Origin of the sequence: Arthrobacter sp. W4I7 (assembly GCF_030816215.1) — a bacterium.
Lineage (GTDB): Bacteria > Actinomycetota > Actinomycetes > Actinomycetales > Micrococcaceae > Arthrobacter > Arthrobacter siccitolerans_A.
The window spans coordinates 2,694,178-2,709,670 of sequence record NZ_JAUSXU010000001.1 but is presented as its reverse complement, the minus strand read 5'-3'; the positions used below and the strand labels follow the sequence as shown (position 1 = coordinate 2,709,670).

Annotated in this window: 12 protein-coding genes and 1 pseudogene; 10 read left to right on the top strand and 3 right to left on the bottom strand. The window is 66.3% G+C overall.

Annotated features, from left to right (window positions below):
* Positions 1-2,509, bottom strand: a pseudogene (locus QF047_RS12390) (DNA topoisomerase (ATP-hydrolyzing) subunit A).
* 76 nt (positions 2,510-2,585) lie between these two features.
* On the opposite strand from QF047_RS12390, the gene QF047_RS12385 reads away from it, so the two are divergent.
* From QF047_RS12385 to QF047_RS12365, 5 genes are all read left to right on the top strand, one after another.
* Entirely contained in the window at positions 2,586-5,270 is a 2,685-nt protein-coding gene (locus QF047_RS12385) for a bifunctional GNAT family N-acetyltransferase/acetate--CoA ligase family protein (RefSeq protein WP_307277414.1), read from the top strand.
* A gap of 41 nt (positions 5,271-5,311) precedes the next feature.
* Positions 5,312-6,055 carry a DUF5998 family protein gene (locus tag QF047_RS12380; protein WP_306633053.1) on the top strand — a complete coding sequence of 248 codons (744 nt, stop codon included), beginning with the start codon at positions 5,312-5,314 and terminating at the stop codon, positions 6,053-6,055.
* Positions 6,055-7,287 carry an alkaline phosphatase family protein gene (locus QF047_RS12375; RefSeq protein ID WP_307277408.1) on the top strand — a complete coding sequence of 411 codons (1,233 nt, stop codon included), beginning with the start codon at positions 6,055-6,057 and terminating at the stop codon, positions 7,285-7,287. The genes QF047_RS12380 and QF047_RS12375 overlap by 1 nt, the downstream gene beginning before the upstream one ends.
* A complete protein-coding gene (locus tag QF047_RS12370) occupies positions 7,280-8,002 on the top strand; it encodes a thymidine kinase (protein WP_307277405.1) in 723 nt (240 codons plus the stop codon). The genes QF047_RS12375 and QF047_RS12370 overlap by 8 nt, the downstream gene beginning before the upstream one ends.
* 263 nt (positions 8,003-8,265) lie before the next feature.
* Positions 8,266-10,122, top strand: coding sequence for an HNH endonuclease signature motif containing protein (locus tag QF047_RS12365; protein WP_307277402.1), 1,857 nt, complete (start codon positions 8,266-8,268; stop codon positions 10,120-10,122).
* Positions 10,123-10,275: 153 nt separating this feature from the next.
* Here QF047_RS12365 and sepH read toward each other — a convergent pair whose 3' ends face one another.
* Complete coding sequence (sepH, locus tag QF047_RS12360) at positions 10,276-11,667, bottom strand: septation protein SepH (RefSeq protein WP_306633060.1); 1,392 nt, start codon at positions 11,665-11,667, stop codon at positions 10,276-10,278.
* Positions 11,668-11,893: 226 nt separating this feature from the next.
* Between sepH and QF047_RS12355 the strand changes: the two genes are divergently transcribed.
* Entirely contained in the window at positions 11,894-12,193 is a 300-nt protein-coding gene (locus QF047_RS12355; RefSeq protein ID WP_306633062.1) for a DUF4193 domain-containing protein, read from the top strand.
* Positions 12,194-12,329: 136 nt separating this feature from the next.
* Here QF047_RS12355 and QF047_RS12350 read toward each other — a convergent pair whose 3' ends face one another.
* On the bottom strand, positions 12,330-12,818 hold the full coding sequence (locus QF047_RS12350; RefSeq protein ID WP_307277398.1) for a DUF3093 domain-containing protein: 489 nt from the start codon (positions 12,816-12,818) through the stop codon (positions 12,330-12,332).
* 141 nt (positions 12,819-12,959) lie between these two features.
* Between QF047_RS12350 and dut the strand changes: the two genes are divergently transcribed.
* The 4 genes from dut (at position 12,960) to QF047_RS12330 (ending at position 15,490) form a co-directional block, all read left to right on the top strand.
* On the top strand, positions 12,960-13,493 hold the full coding sequence (gene dut / locus QF047_RS12345) for a dUTP diphosphatase (protein ID WP_307277396.1): 534 nt from the start codon (positions 12,960-12,962) through the stop codon (positions 13,491-13,493).
* Positions 13,494-13,609: 116 nt separating this feature from the next.
* A complete protein-coding gene (locus QF047_RS12340) occupies positions 13,610-14,323 on the top strand; it encodes a DUF3710 domain-containing protein (protein ID WP_307277393.1) in 714 nt (237 codons plus the stop codon).
* A 100-nt stretch (positions 14,324-14,423) separates the two neighbouring features.
* Complete coding sequence (locus QF047_RS12335; protein ID WP_306633070.1) at positions 14,424-14,678, top strand: hypothetical protein; 255 nt, start codon at positions 14,424-14,426, stop codon at positions 14,676-14,678.
* Positions 14,675-15,490 (top strand): DUF3159 domain-containing protein, encoded by an 816-nt coding sequence (locus QF047_RS12330; protein WP_306633072.1) that lies wholly within the window; start codon positions 14,675-14,677, stop codon positions 15,488-15,490. The genes QF047_RS12335 and QF047_RS12330 overlap by 4 nt, the downstream gene beginning before the upstream one ends.
* The last annotated feature ends 3 nt before the right edge of the window (positions 15,491-15,493 follow it).

The following is a 15,493-nucleotide window of genomic DNA, read 5'->3' as shown; positions in this document are numbered from 1 at the left end:
CTAAGCGGGATCAGGCCAGGCCATGGCCGGCCCCACCACGTCCACGGGCTGGGACAGCGGCACGCCCGAACCGTCTCGCCGGCCGTGCTCCTGGGGAAGGGACCGTGCCACCCCGGCTGCGGAAGACGCCTTGGCCGGGCCGTGGCCGGCCCAGGCCAGCAGGAGGGTGTCCTCGCCCTTCAGGAACCGGTGCGCCCGGACTCCCGCCGTCGCGCGTACCCTTCGCCGGGTATTCGGAGAACGCCGTCACCTTGGCCGTGCCCGGTGCAGTGCCTGGCAGCGCGCCGGTGGTGCCGGCAATGGTAACGACCACGGCCGTTTCGTCCTTGGGCTGGATGGCGCCGAAGAACAGCACCCGGTCACCTGCGGCGAGCTTGACCCCGGCCATGCCCCCGGCTGTGCGCCCCTGCGGACGCACGCCGCCGGCCCCGAACTTCAGCAGCTGGGCCTGGCTGGTCAGGAACACCAGTTCGGCGTCGTCCTCGCCTGCAGGCGCCACGCCCACCACGAAGTCCTTGTCCTTCAGGGAAATCACTTCCCAGTCCTCACGGTTCAGCGGGTAGTCCGGCTGGACCCGCTTCACCACACCCTGGGCGGTGCCGATGGCCAGGACTTCGTCGAGCCGGACGAAGGCCACCAGCGATTCCCCCTTCTGCAGGGTGATGAAGTCCTGGGCCGGGACACCGCCGGCAAGGTTGGGCAGGCCCGAGACCGGCGGAAGGACCGGCATGTCCATCACCTGCAGGCGGAGCATGCGCCCCAACGACGTGACGGCAGCGATCTCACCGCGGGCCGAGGTCTTCACCACCGAAGTGAAGACGTCATGCTTGTTCCTGGGACCGGCTTCGGCCAGGGGCTCCTGGTTGCTGGTGCGCGCGATCTGGCCGGAGGCGGTGAGGATGGCCCAGCAGGGGTCATCGGCGATTTCCAGGGCCAGCGGCACGGCTTTGCCCTTCTTGCCCGGAGCGGCCAGTTCGGCGGCCACCGTGGGGGAGACGGCTTCGGATTCGAGCAGCAGGGTGCGGCGCGGGGTGCCATGCTCTTCGGCGATGGCGGCGAGTTCGTCGGAGACCAGCGTGCGTAGCCGTTCATCCGAGGCCAGGATGGCTTCCAGCTCCGCAATCTCGCGGCGCAGCTCATCCTGTTCCTTTTCCAGTTCGATGCGGGAGTACTTGGTCAACTGGCGGAGCCGCAGTTCCAGGATGTAGTTCGCCTGGATTTCGGTGAGGTCGTAGATGGACATCAGCCGGGCGCGCGCGGCGGCGGCCTCGTCCGAGGAACGGATGATCTGGATGACCTCGTCAATGTCCACGATGGCGATGAGCAGGCCCTCCACCAGGTGCAGGCGGTCCTTCTTCTTCCCCAGCCGGAACACGGTGCGGCGGCGCACCACGTCGATCCGATGGTTCACGTACACGGTCAGCAGCTGCACCAGGCCCAGGGTCTGCGGCTGGCCGTCCACCAACGTCACGTTGTTGATGCCGAAAGAGTCCTCCATCGGCGAGTAGCGGTAGAGCTGCTGGAGCACCGCGTTGGGGTTGAAGCCGTTCTTGAGTTCGATGACCAGCCGCAGCCCGTGCTTGCGGTCCGTCAGGTCAACGATGTCGCTGATGCCGGTCAGCTTCTTGGCATTGACCGCATCTTTGATCTTCTCAATGACTTTTTCCGGGCCCACCATGTAGGGAAGCTCGGTGACCACCAGGCCGGTGCGCCGCGCCGACAACTGCTCGATCTCCACCTTGGCCCGCGTCTTGAAGGACCCGCGTCCAGTGGCGTAGGCGTCGCGGATGCCGTCCAGCCCCACAATCCGGCCACCGCTGGGCAGGTCGGGGCCGGGGACGAACCGCATGAGGTCATCCAGGGTGGCCTCCGGGTTGGCAATCAGGTGCCGGGCGGCGGAGATGACTTCCACCAGGTTGTGCGGGGCCATGTTGGTGGCCATGCCGACGGCGATGCCCGTGGCGCCGTTGACCAGCAGGTTGGGAAACGCGGCCGGCAGGACTTCCGGCTGGGTCAGCTGGTTGTCGTAGTTGGGGACGAAGTCCACCACGTCCTCATCGAGGTGCTCGGTGAGGGTGAGGGCGGACGCAGCCATCCGGGCCTCGGTGTACCGGGGAGCCGCCGGGCCGTCGTCGAGCGAGCCGAAGTTGCCGTGCCCGTCAATCAGCGGCAGCCGCAGCGAAAAGTCCTGGGCCATGCGCACCATGGCGTCGTAGATGGCAGTGTCGCCGTGGGGGTGCAGCTTGCCCATGACCTCGCCCACCACGCGGGCGCTCTTGACGTGGCCGCGGTCCGGGCGCAGGCCCATGTCGCTCATCATGTAGAGGATGCGGCGCTGTACGGGCTTCAGGCCGTCGCGTGCGTCCGGAAGCGCGCGGGAGTAGATCACCGAATACGCGTACTCCAGGAAGGAGCCTTCCATTTCGGAGGTGACATCGATGTCCACGATGTTCTCCGTGTAGGCGGTGCTGTCATCCACAGCGGGGGCAGAACTTTGGCGGCGGGCCATGGGGGTTGGTAAATCCTTCTGGGTACTGAGCAGCGGACGGGGGTGTGCTGCGATAGTTTTTGGCTAGGCTAAGCCTATGGTGGATCAGCCCGGGGACGGCGAATATCCGGAACATTGGGAAGCCGATGTCGTACTGCGTGACGGCGGAACAGCCCACTTGAGGCCGATCCACCCTTCCGACGCTGACGCTGTCCAGGCCTTCCATATCGGGCAGTCCCAGGATTCAATCTACATGCGCTTCTTCGCGTTCAAAGCCAGGTTGTCCAGTAAAGAGCTTAAGCGCTTCACGGAGGTTGACTACAAAGACCGGGTGGCGTTCGTCATCACCATCCGCGGCGAAATCGTTGGCATCGGACGGTACGACCGGCTCGACGATCCCACCGACGCCGAGGTGGCATTCAACATCGCCGACTCCCATCAGGGGCGGGGGATTGGGTCCATCCTGCTGGAGCACCTTGCGGCCGCGGCCCACGAAAACGGGATCCGGCGGTTCAGCGCGGAGGTGCTGCCGGAGAACCGGAAGATGCTGATGGTGTTTTCCGATGCCGGCTACGACGTCCGGCGGCATTTTGACGACGGCGTCGTCAGCCTGGAGTTCAACATCGACCCCACGGAGAAATCGCGGGCCGTGATGGAATCCCGCGAGCACCGCGCTGAGGCGAGGAGCGTGCGGGACCTGCTGACGCCGTCGTCCATTGCTGTGATCGGTGCCAGCCGCAAATGGGGCACCGTGGGTTACCAGCTCCTGGAACACATTATTGAAGGCGGGTTCAGGGGCCCGGTCTACGCGATCAACCCCGAAGCGCTGGAACTTGCCGGCATGCTCTCCTTCGGCAAATTGTCCGAGGTCCCGGAAACGGTCCAACTGGCCGTCGTGGCCGTCCCCTACGAGGAAGTCCCCTCGGTGGTGGCGGAGTGCGCTGCCGCCGGTGTCAGAGGGCTGGTGGTTGCCTCCGCAGGCTTCGCGGACGACGGCGAGCGCGGCCTGCTGCGCCAGCGGGACCTTGTGCGGCAGGCGAGGGCCAGCGGCATGCGCGTTATCGGGCCGGCCTCGCTGGGCATCGTCAACACCAACCCGGAAGTGTCCCTGAACGCCTCCATGGCGCCTTCCCTGCCGCGACGCGGGGGACTGGGCCTATTCAGCCAGTCAGCGGCGATCGGTGTTTCCCTTTATGCAGCGTCGAGCCGCCGCCGGCTGGGGCTGTCGACGTTCCTGTCCGCGGGGAACCGGGCGGACGTCTCGGGCAACGACATGATGCAGTACTGGGAAGACGATCCGGACACGGCCGCCGTCGGCCTTTACCTTGAGTCAATCGGCAACCCGCGAAAGTTCTCCCGGCTGGCCCGGAGGCTGGCGCGGACGCGGCCGGTCATCGTCGCGAAGTCCGACGCGATGGGGCTGCGGCTGCCGCCGGGGCATGCCGTCCGGACAACCCAGGCACCTTCCGGGGCGCTGGACGCAATGCTGCGCCAGTCCGGCGTGATCCGGGTGGAAACCACCGAGCAGCTGATGGACGTGGCGCAGGTGGTGTCCGGCCAGCCGCTTCCGGCGGGGCCGGGGCTGGCCATTTTCAGCAATTCCCAGGCGCTGGGCAAGGTGGTGGCGGACAGTGCGTCGTCCCAGGGGCTCTCTGTCGAAGAGTTGGTGACGGGCGTGGACCTGGACGCCGGGCAATCACTTGCCCTGCCGGCGTTAAAAGCCAACCTGCTCAAGGTGCTGGAGCAGGACGCCGTCCACGCCGCGGTTGCTGCCCTGCTTCCCGCCCGGGGGCTGACGGTGGAGAGCATTGCTGAAGTGCTGGCCGAATGCTCGGCAACGGCAGGGAAGCCCGTGGTGGCGGCGTTCACCGGCATCCTGGACGCCTCCATCTATGTGGAGGGAATGGTGGGTTCCCCCGAACGCGCAATCCCTTGCTTCTCCAACCCGGGTGCTGCCGTGGCCGCGCTCGCGGCCGTTGCCCGGTACTCGGAGTGGGTGTCCCGGGACCAAGGGCACTTTGTGGAACCCGGGGGATGCAACCCCGAACTCGCGCGGACCGAACTCGAAAACCTGCTCCGGGACGTCAAGGGCGAGCAACTCAAACGGCTGGACCCCGGTGCGACGGCGTCCTTGCTTGGCCACTACGGCATCAGGGTGCTGCCCTCCGTGGGCTTCGATACTCCCGATGAAGCGGTTGAGGCGGCCGAGGCCCTGGGCTGGCCCGTGGTGCTGAAGACCACCGACCCTGCCCTGCGGCACCGGCTGGACCTCGGCGGGGTGCGCCTGGACATCCAGGATGCGGAGTCGCTGCGGCAGAACGTGCTGCAGATGCGGCGGGTCCTGTCCAACTATGGCGACCCCGCGCTGGAAGTGCAGGCCATGGCGCCGGTTGGCCAGGCCTGCACGTTCCGGGCCATCGAGGACCCGCTGCTGGGCCCGGTCATCTCGTTCGGACTTGCGGGGGACGCCGTGAACCTGCTGGATGACTGGTCGCACCGGGTGCCTCCGTTGTCCGCTGCCGACGTGGACGACTTCATCCGCGGCCCGCGGGCTTCCCGCAAGCTGTTCGGCTACCAGGGCCTGCCGGCGGTGGATGTGGATGCCCTTGAGGACCTCGCGGGCCGGCTTGCCTGGCTGAAGGACAACCACCCGGAGATCGCACTGGTGGAATTCAATCCGGTTCTGTGCGGCACCTCGGGTTTGACGATACTTGCCGCAGACGTTCGGATCGGCAACGCCGCCCAGCGGACGGACAGTGCACGCCGGGCCATGCTGGGCTGACGCGGTTAGCAAGAGTCCGGCCGATCTGTGAAAATGGGACAATGAGCTCACAGCCTCCCGCTTCGGCGCCCGAAACACCCGGCAATGAAACCCAGGCAGTCCGCCTCCACAGCTCACACAGCCACACGGCGCAAGGCCAGAGCCTGGAAGGCGCACTCGAGAAGGCCGGCTTCTACCCCCGCCTGGTGGCCGATGTGGTGGACGACGCCCTGGACGGCCGCGACTGTGTTGCGCACCTGGTGCACCTTGAAACCCACTTTGACCGGGCAGAGGTGCGCCGGCACATCACGGTGCTGGTGCTGACCTCGGACATGCTGGTCATCACCCACGTGGATGACCAGCAGCTGGACGAAGCCGGCGAACAGATCGTGGCCCAGATCTCCACCGAATCCGTCCCCGTGGCCCAGATCCGGTCCGTGGTGCTCAGTTACATGTACGCCCAGCCGCAAGACTACAAGCCCTCTGATCCGGTCCGTGAAGTGACGCTGTCCATCGCCTGGTCCGGCGGCCAGCGGCTGGACATGGGGCCGGCGAGCTGCGGCGACCCCCAGTGCGAAGCGGACCACGGCTACAGCGGAACCATCGCCCAGGAAGATATCGTGCTGCGCATCAGCGCCGAAGCCGACGGCCTGCAGGCGGTCCAGGACGCCAAGCTCTTTGCCCGGGCCCTCCGGGCCGTGAACACCGGTTCACCCGCGCCGCAGCCACACGTCCAGTCCATGCCGCCGCGGCCCCGCGCCGGAGTGTTCGGCAACCGCCTCAGCCGCGGGCACCAGCAGCGCTGATGCCCGAAGACCGCCAGCCAGCAGAGATCATTCCGCCCGCCCGGCCAGGCCTCGAGTACCTCCTTCCGCCGGCTCCCGCCTACGGGCAGCGCTCCATTGCCGAGGTCCTCACCAGCGCCGCCGCAAGCCTGGGCGTCGAGGGCTTTTCCAACACCCTTGGCCTTCCGGCCGCTTCACGGGTCTGCGTGGTCCTCGCGGACGGGCTGGGCAGGAACCTCCTGAAGCAGAAATCGGCCCACACGCCGTTCCTGCGTTCCGTGATCCAGGCCGGGCAGGGCGAGGTCCCCGTCTGGGTTGATTCGGCATTCCCCTCCACCACCGCAGCTGCCTTATCAAGCTTCGGCACCGGCGTGGCCCCGGGCCAGCACGGCATGGTGGGCTACGACGTCCTCGATCCGCAGCAGGACAAGGTGGTTAACCTGCTGGGGAACTGGGATCCCGGCGTTGATCCCGCCGTCTGGCAGCCCTTTCCCACGGTGCTGGAGCGCGCTGCCGAACATGTGGACGTCACCACGGTCAGCCTGCCCCAGTTCGCCGGTTCGCCCATGACCCGGGCGGCACTGCGGGGAGGCAGGCACATCTCCGGAACTACTGCCCACGCCCGGACTGCGTCCGCAGCCGAAGCCATGGCCTCCGCCGGTTCGTCGCTGATGTACTTTTACGTCAACGAACTGGACAAGGCCGGGCACCGCTACGGCTGTCAGTCGGAGCAATGGGAACACCAGCTCGAAGAGCTTGACGCTACCGTGAAGCGGTTGAGCAACACGCTCCCCGCCGGCACCACCATCCTGCTCACGGCGGACCACGGCATGCTGGACGTGCCCGAACAGCAACGGATCGACTACTCCGCGGAGCCTGCGCTGGTGGAAGGGGTGCGGCACACGGCCGGAGAGCCCCGGATGGTCCACCTCTACCTGGAAAACGGAACCGGGCCGGACGTCCGGGACCGGTTGCTGGCGGCCTGGCGGGCACGATTCGGTGACCGGATCTGGGCTTTCACGAGGGAGGACGCACTTGCGGCGGGCCTCTTCGGTAAGGTTCGTCCCGCCGTCGAAGGCAGGATCGGTGATGTGATGATCGCCGCCCGCGACGCACTGGCGCTGTACGACGTACGCCGTGTCCGGCCCGCCGCCATGGAAGTGGTGGGGCAGCACGGGTCCTTGACCAAGGCCGAGCGGGAGGTCCCCCTGCTATGCTTCACGGCCGGCGGCAGGAGCACCCGGCGTGGCTGAGCTCGTCTTTTTCTCCGGCACGATGGACTGCGGAAAGTCCACCCTCGCCTTGCAAATGGATTACAACCACCGCGCCAGGGGACGCGGCGGCGTACGGTTCAGCCGGAACGACCGCGCCGGGGAATCCCGTATCTCCAGCCGCCTTGGCCTGCAGACCGATGCCGTGGAGGTGGTGGACACTACGGACTTCTGGGAGGAAGTCATGATGCGCCGCACCAAGGGCCAGCGCATCGACTACCTGATCTGCGATGAAGCCCAGTTCTACACGCCCGAGCAGGTGGAACAGCTGGCCAAAGTGGTGGACGAGATTGATGTCGACGTGTTCGCTTTTGGCATCACCGCCGATTTCCGCACTCGTCTCTTTCCAGGTTCCCAGCGGCTCGTGGAGCTCGCGGACCGGGTGCAGGTTCTCCAGGTGGAGGCCCTGTGCTGGTGCGGCCGGCGCGCCACCCACAATGCCAGGACGGTCGACGGCGTGATGGTCACCGAGGGTGCCCAGGTGGTGGTTGGCGACGTGGACATGGCCATGGACGGTGCCGCCGGAACGCCGGCAGTGGACCACGTCCCAGTGGTCGGGTACGAGACGCTTTGCCGCCGGCATTACATGCGGCGGGTCACCGCCCACGGCGCCACCTTGATGGGTCACCAGGACCCACTGCTGCCGTTCGAGGTTGACGCCTGCCTGTGGCGCGGATCAGGCGGAACCGGGGCGTAACCGGCGCTTAGTCCGGCACGAGCCTCAGTTTCTCAACGACTGAGGCAGATCCGGCAGCACTCCATGCTCCGGTGGGAATTGCTGCGCTCCGCCGCCGGGCCATTTGCCGCTTGCTGCTCCTTCGTCGCTCTGACGCAAGCACGCAAATGACCCCGGTGCCTTCGCTAGGTCCCCGGCAGGTAGGCGGAAAGTTTTTCGAGTTCTTATTTCATCAGGCGCTCAAAACGCCCTGTTTTGTCAGACCCCCTCACGATGATGGAGGTATGGAAAAGAACCCGGCGGTGGTGCAGGCGGAGGAGGCGGTTGAGGCTGCTGTCGCTGCGTTCATGGCTGCGCTGGCTGGCGGAAGTACTGCCGGTGCTGCTGGTGGACCGGATGCTGCAGTTGGCCCAGGCGCCGCTGCGGGAAATGATGATGATCCGGTGCAGCGGGTTGCTGATGGGGCGTTGGATGTTCTTGCCGTGGTGGCCCGGTCGGAAGCGAAAATGGCGGCGGTGAAGGCGGAGGCGGTGGCGGTGTTTGCTGCGGCTACTGCGGTTTTGAATGGTCCGGCTTCGTCGCCGCAGGAGGCTACTGCGCAGGACCGGTCCCTGGTGGCCGAGGTGGGGTGTGTGCTGGCGATTGGTGACCGGGCGGCGGGGGCGTTGCTGGCTGAATCGCATGCTTTGACCACTTCCTTGCCGCGGTGTTTGGCGGCGCTGCAGTCCGGGACGATCTCCTGGGCGCATGCCCGGACGATGGTGGAGCAGACTTCCTGCCTTGACCGGGCCGCGGCGGGCGCGCTGGAGGCGTATTTCCTGGACCCGGACGCGCCGGACGCGGCCCGTGGGTGCCCGGTGGGGGAGATGCCGGCGTACCGGTTCAAGGCCAAGGCCCGGGGGTGGCGGGAACGCCACCACCCGGAGAGCCTGGAGAAGCGGCATGCCAAGGGTGTGGCGGACCGGCGGGTCGAGTTCTGGCCGGACAGTGACGGGATGGCCTGGGTTGCCGGGTACCTGCCCGCGGCCCAGGCCTCAGCGATCCGGAACCGGCTCAGTGCGATCGCCCGGGGGATGCAGGGCCCGAACGAGCCCCGCACCATGCCGGAGTTGTGCGCTGACATCTTCTCCGACGGACTCCTGAACAGCGGGGCCGGGATCAGCGCTGGAAACAGTTCCGAAAGCGGCGAGGCATACAGTCCCGACGGCGGGGAGGGAACAGTGCCCGGCCCGTCTTCGTCGGTTCGGGCGCAGGTTCTGGTCACCGTGCCCGTTTTTTCACTGATGGGTCTGACGGAGGAGCCGGCGGTGCTGGACGGGTTCGGGCCGATCCCGGCGTCGATGGCACGCAAACTCCTCGCTGAAGGTGCTGATTCGTTTTACCGCGTGCTGGTTGACCCCAGGGACGGGGCGCCGCTGGAAATCGGACGCACCAGCTACCGGGTGGGCAAGGCGATGCGGAACTGGCTCAGATTGCGGGACGGCAAATGCCCGTTCCCGGGCTGCAACAACAGCTCCCTGGACAACGACGCAGACCACATCCTCGCCTGGCATCAGGGCGGCACCACCGGGGTATCGAACCTGGGACAGCCCTGCCCGAAACACCACAAGCTCCGGCACAGCAGCGGCTGGAAACCCACCCCCGCCACCAAAACCGAACCACCAGGCTGGACTTCACCCAGCGGCAGGCACTACAAAAGCGAACACCAGGACTGGGAACCACCACACTGGCCCGAACAGCTGAAACCGGAATGGTTGGTAGACGGATCGACGGTCGGCGGTTCGATGGCAGGCGGTGCGGTGGCAGGCGGTTCGGTGGCAGGCGGTTCGATAGAGGGCGCGCAGACGGGTGTTTTTCTGAAACAGGCAATACCAAGCTCAGCTGTTCCGGTCAGGGACCAATCAGATCTGGACGCTGCAGTCCTTTACCCGGAGGGGCAAGGTATTCCTCAGGCGGCCCTATCCCAACACATCATTAGCTTGCTCGATGAAGCTGACGACGCCGTGCGTTTCTTGGATCCGCCCGACGTTGACCTCCCCGAAGACCCCGGCGTTCCAGAAAACGAACTGCCACAAGACCCATTCGGAGAGTTCTATTTAATGCTGGAACTGGAGCACCTCCGACGGCAAACGCCCTTCTAATCCGAAGGGATGCTTCATTGGCCTTCCCGCCGTGACGGGAATTTCGTGGCGGAGGTACGAATCAACGGGCTTTCGACGCAGTCTAAATTCCCTGCGGCGGTAGCCCAAGCTTTTCTTACTGGGGAGATTCGCCTACTTACTGGGGAGACCTGCCTACTCGCTGCGGGTGCCGAACACAATCTCGTCCCAGGACGGAACGCTGGAACGCTTCGGCCGGCCTGGCTGCCGCTCGGGCGCGCCTGTTTCCGGAAGCTGGCCGGTAGCGGGAGAGCTGTCGTCGGGCCGCGGTGCCGGACGCCGCGGGTTGTTGCCCAGCAACTCGTTCAATCCCGCGCCACTGGAAAGATTGACGCTGCCCCCGGCGCTGCCGCCAGAGTCACTGCCGCCTGCCTCACGGCTGCCGGCGTCCCCATGACCGTTTCCTGGGGTGCCTCCTTGAGCACCGCCGGAGGGCCGCAGGGGCGACGCCACGATAGTGATCTCGCGGGTTTCGGTGCTTACGCCATCGTGCAGCTTCAAGGCATCCTCCATCGCCTCCCGGTGTGGAGGTATGAGGCTGAGCCGCGACAACATGGAAGGCCTGGCGTCCCGTCGCCGGGTGAAGGAGCTGGCCTGGGCGGCTGGAGTCTCCGGGATGTCTTCCTGCGACTCGTCTGCGTCCTCCTCCGCCTCGGCGGCTACCTCGGACGGCCTAGGGTGGGCGGCGGGGACGCCATGGGTCAGCAGCAGTGCCAGGGCGTCGTCAGAGTCCTCGTCCACACCCAGGCGCTGGCCCCGGCGGGAGCGCAGCATGTCAAGGAGTCCGTCCGGGTCCTTGGCATCGGGCTGGCCCTCGGCGCCGGGTGACGGGCGGACGGAGTCAGCGTCGGTTTCAAAATCGAAGGGACGGTCGGAGACAGCAGAAAGCCTTCGTGCCGGAACCGGTCCATCCAGCGGCTCAAGTTCGCTGAGCTGCTGCGCCCAACGGTTGGCATTCTGCAGCGACTTCCGGGTTGGGCTGAAGGTCCAGAGTGCCGGTGGTTCTTCACCAATACCTGCTTTTCCGCCGGTGTTTGCCTCGAAGCTGGCCGATACCGTCCAGGTGCCGTCCTGGCGCCGCCAGGAATCCCATTCAACGGAGGAAGGATCAATGCCGTGGGCGGAAAGCCTGTGGGCCACCATGTCAGCCAAGGTGGCGGGACTATCGCCGAACGCTGACCGGTAGATGTCGTGGCCCGGTGAAGGCGAAGCCACTTCCACTTTGCGGGCCTGCTGGGCCACGTACTCGCGTTCCGCCAGGACGGGTCCCTCGTAGCGTTCCACCTTGGCCAGCGGCAGGCCGGACAGCTCTGCCACATCCGCCGCCGTGGCACCGGCACGGATCCGCGCCTGGATGTCCCGCGGGGACAAGGGAATGGCGGGCCGTTCGGAAGCAGGCCTGGGCGCAGGCCTGCTCGCGGTCCTCAGCGCTTCGTCGATCGGCAGCTGGAACATCTCGCCGCCGGCCCCGCTCAACAGGAGATGCATCCCGTCGTCGTGTACGCCTACAAGCCGTAGATCCTGCATACAAATCCTCCACCCTGGCATTACTATCAATCGAAACTCTGCCACCCGGTGAACCCGTTTTGTGTCAAGGGGCAGGGCGCGCCGCGATATTCCGGCTGCCAGCCTGGGCACGGGCGCTCACGGCGAGCGGAAAGCGGGGCAAGGCTGCGGGCACAAACACCGTATCTGCAGCGTTATGAAGGGTGGCATTGGCAGGCTGGCAAAAAGGAAGAAGGATACGGCGAACATGGCCACCGATTACGATGCGCCGCGCAAGTCTGAAGAAGACCTCGGCGAGGACTCCCTCGAGGAGCTGAAGACCCGCCGCACGGACAAGCCGGTCGCAGTGGTGGACGAAGACGAAAGCGATCTGGCCGCTGGCTACGAACTGCCCGGCGCGGACCTTTCGGGTGAAGAGCTGACCGTGCAGGTGGTGCCTGCCCAGGCGGACGAATTCACCTGTTCATCGTGCTTCCTGGTCCGGCACCGTTCCCAAATCGCCCGCGAGAAGGACGGCCGCCTCTACTGCAAGGAATGTGAGGGGTAGCAAGGGCAGGCATGCCGACGGCGGTTCGCAGCGCGGCGGGGCGGTTCACCCGTGTGCCGGGACCGGCGTGGCGGCTCATTGGGATGAGAGAGCCTGCAGGGCGGCTCACCCGAGTGACGGGAAAAGCAAGAGCCGCTTACCCGCGGGCCAGGGCCGCGGTCAGTTCGTCGGGGTGCCGGGTGGAGGTCAGCCAGTAGGGCGTCTGGTCCGACGGGTCGGTGATCTGGATCTTGACCACGGGATCTATCCAGCCACGAATGCAGAGGAACGCCAGGCCATTGAGCCGGGTCCCGCGTTCCGCCGTCGCGTCCTCGCCCCGGAACCCGTCCACCGAGCCGACAAACCGACGCTCAATAGTGGCGCGGCCCACGGTCAGTGAATCGCCGGTCACCACAATGGCCGGCGTGGACAGGATCAGGAGAACAGCAATGATCGCGAAGAGCACCGCCGCGGCCGTATAACCCGCTGTCATGCTGATGGGCGCGAACACCAATATGCCGGCCCCGGCTATACCGGCTGAGATAATCCAGATCCAAACATTGGGCCACAGCTTCTCCCGATAAATCACCGGCGCCCCGGTGGACGGAATCTCGGGCACGGGCGCAGGGGAGCTTGATTCGGGCATGAGCCAAGCTTTCCATTTTTACCCGCCTATTTCACCTTGGCTAAAACCGTTCCAGCAGCCGCACCTCGCGGAGGATGCACGGGCTGCCCCGGTGCCGCGGCCCTAGGACTGATTTGGGGGCGCGGGTTAGAGTGAGTGACTGTGACTGAACATCCCGCCACAGTAGATACGTTCCCTAACGAAGCCGCGGCCCTGGTGCCGCCCGCCGCCCTGGGTGCTCCCACCCTGCAGGTCCAGCTGAAGATGCTGGACCCGGAGATGGAGGCACCGTCCTACGCCCACCCCGGCGACGCGGGCGCGGACCTTCGGGCACGCGAGGATGTTGTCCTGAAGCCGGGGGAGCGAAAGCTGGTCCCCACCGGTGTGGCCATCGCACTCCCCGACGGCTTCGTTGCCCTGATTCATCCCCGCTCGGGCCTGGCCACCAAACACGGCCTCACCATCGTGAACGCCCCCGGAACCGTCGATGCTGGATACCGCGGCGAAATCGCCGTTACCCTGCTGAATACTGATGCGACGCAAAGCATCGAGCTGCGCCGCGGCGATAGAATTGCGCAGATGGTCATTCAGCGTGTTGAGTACGCGCAGTTCATCCCCGTCAACGAATTGAGCGGATCCGTCCGTGGCACAGGTGGATTCGGTTCTACCGGCGGCTTCAACGTGCCCCGGGCCTGAACGGATCCTTCCCTCACCCGCGCCTCAGTTCCGGCACCCGCCGGCAGGACGGTAACAAAGCACGACGGCGGGACCCCCCACGGGCCAGCCCGGCAACCAACTAAGGAGACACCCAAATGGTCTTTGGGCTCGGCAGGAAAGCCAAGAAGGAACAAGCAGCCGAACCGGACGAACTGTTGCCTGCCGCGGAGACCGCGGAGGAGGCGAACGACAGTTCCGGGCACCGCTCCAAGGGCCCTTTCGATGAATCCGAAATCAGCAGCCGTGATGGCTACGTTGACCTGGGTGCACTCCTGATTACCCCCAGCGAGGGGCTCCAGCTCCGGCTGGAAGTGGAAGAAGCCACGCAGCGCGTCGTCGCGGTGACCATGGACCTTAACGGCTCCAGCCTCCAGCTGCAGGCCTTTGCGGCCCCCAAGAGCGAGGGACTCTGGGACGAGATCCGGGAGCAGATCGGCCAGTCCGTCGGTGTCCAGGGTGGCCAGGTTGAGGAGATCGAAGGGCCTTTCGGAACCGAGCTCGTGGCGAAACTGCCTGCCGGCCTGCCGGATGGCAGCCAGGGCTACCGGGTGGCCCGCTTTATTGGAGTGGACGGTCCCCGCTGGTTCCTGCGCGGCGTCCTGGGCGGTGCGGCAGCGCTCGAACGTCCTGCTGCCGAACCCCTCGAAGCACTGTTCCGGCAGGTGGTGGTGATCCGGGGAGACAACCCCATGCCGCCGCGTGACCTGCTGCAGCTGCGCCTGCCCAAGGACGCCACCGCCACGCCGCCGTCAGGCGCACCATCACTCCAGGAACCTGAACGTGGTCCTGAAATCACCCAGATTGGCTGATCCCGCGTCAGGGGGAGCTCCCTTTGGTGATAACGGCGACGTCCCCCTTAGCCAGTTGCCGGTCAAAGGGCGGGTTGCCTGCCACGGGTGGATCGAATCCGTGACGTATGTTCCCACGGACCAGACGGCCGAGTTCAGCGCCATAGTTTCCGACGCCGATGCGCGCCACCGCGTGACGGGGCCCGCTGCCGGACGCCCCGCCAGGCTTCGTGTGGTGTGGCTGGGACGGCGGCGGGTACCGGGAATCGACGCCGGCACCGAAGTGCGGCTCGAAGGAATGCTTTCTACGGTCCAGGGCCTGCCCACCATGTTCAACCCCCGCTACGAAATACTGTCCCGCCAGGAGAACGAATGACCGTGCCCAATCCCAGCCCTTCCAGCGGCCCTGGCCAGGACGGGCAGCCGGCCGTCCCGGAGAACAAGGCGCCAGAGGGGCAGGAAGCGGTTGACGGACAGGCACCGTCGCCGATGGCAGGCCTTGCTGCCGATTACGCGGCCAAGGCAGGGCTGCACCGGACCCATGACGGGCGCGTGGACGTGCTGCGCAGCGCCGGTGGAGTCCAGGGCATTGCCGAAAGCATCCTGCCGGGCCTGGTGTTCCTCGTGGCGTACACCGTCAGCCGGGACCTCACTGTTTCCCTCGTGGCCGCGTTGGCGGCCGCCGCGGTGTTCACCGTGGTCCGGCTGGTACAGCGGCGTCCCCTGACGCAGGCATTGGCTGGTGTCGTGGGCGTGGGCATTTCCGCCTGGCTCGCCAACACCACGGGCAAGGCTGAGGACTTCTACCTGCCGGGCTTTTTCACCAATGCGGCCTACATCGTGGCGATGGTGATCTCGATCCTGGTCAAATGGCCGGTGGCCGGCCTGCTCTTCGGCTTCATCCGCAACGAGGGCCTGGACTGGCGCAAGGACCCCGCCCGGCTGAAGGCGTACCGGCTTGGCACATGGATCATCGTTGCCGTCCTGGTGCTCCGGCTTGTGGTGCAGGTCCCGCTCTATCTCCTGGGGCCGGAAGGGCTCGCCGCCCTCGCCACCACCAGGCTCATCATGGGCACTCCGCTGTACATCCTGGGCATCTGGGCCGCCTGGCTCATCACGAGACCGGCCCCGCCGGGCATCGACGGGGAGGACGGCGCAGCCCCAACGGATGCAACAAGCCGCGACTAGCCG

Bases quoted from the DNA above. Each gene is read 5' to 3' on its own strand.
- QF047_RS12350 (WP_307277398.1), bottom strand. From the start codon at position 12,818: ATGCCCGAATCAAGCTCCCCTGCGCCCGTGCCCGAGATTCCGTCCACC.
- sepH (WP_306633060.1), bottom strand. From the start codon at position 11,667: ATGCAGGATCTACGGCTTGTAGGCGTACACGACGACGGGATGCATCTC.
- QF047_RS12375 (WP_307277408.1), top strand. From the start codon at position 6,055: ATGCCCGAAGACCGCCAGCCAGCAGAGATCATTCCGCCCGCCCGGCCA.
- QF047_RS12380 (WP_306633053.1), top strand. From the start codon at position 5,312: ATGAGCTCACAGCCTCCCGCTTCGGCGCCCGAAACACCCGGCAATGAA.
- QF047_RS12340 (WP_307277393.1), top strand. From the start codon at position 13,610: ATGGTCTTTGGGCTCGGCAGGAAAGCCAAGAAGGAACAAGCAGCCGAA.
- QF047_RS12365 (WP_307277402.1), top strand. From the start codon at position 8,266: ATGGAAAAGAACCCGGCGGTGGTGCAGGCGGAGGAGGCGGTTGAGGCT.
- QF047_RS12330 (WP_306633072.1), top strand. From the start codon at position 14,675: ATGACCGTGCCCAATCCCAGCCCTTCCAGCGGCCCTGGCCAGGACGGG.
- QF047_RS12385 (WP_307277414.1), top strand. From the start codon at position 2,586: ATGGTGGATCAGCCCGGGGACGGCGAATATCCGGAACATTGGGAAGCC.
- QF047_RS12355 (WP_306633062.1), top strand. From the start codon at position 11,894: ATGGCCACCGATTACGATGCGCCGCGCAAGTCTGAAGAAGACCTCGGC.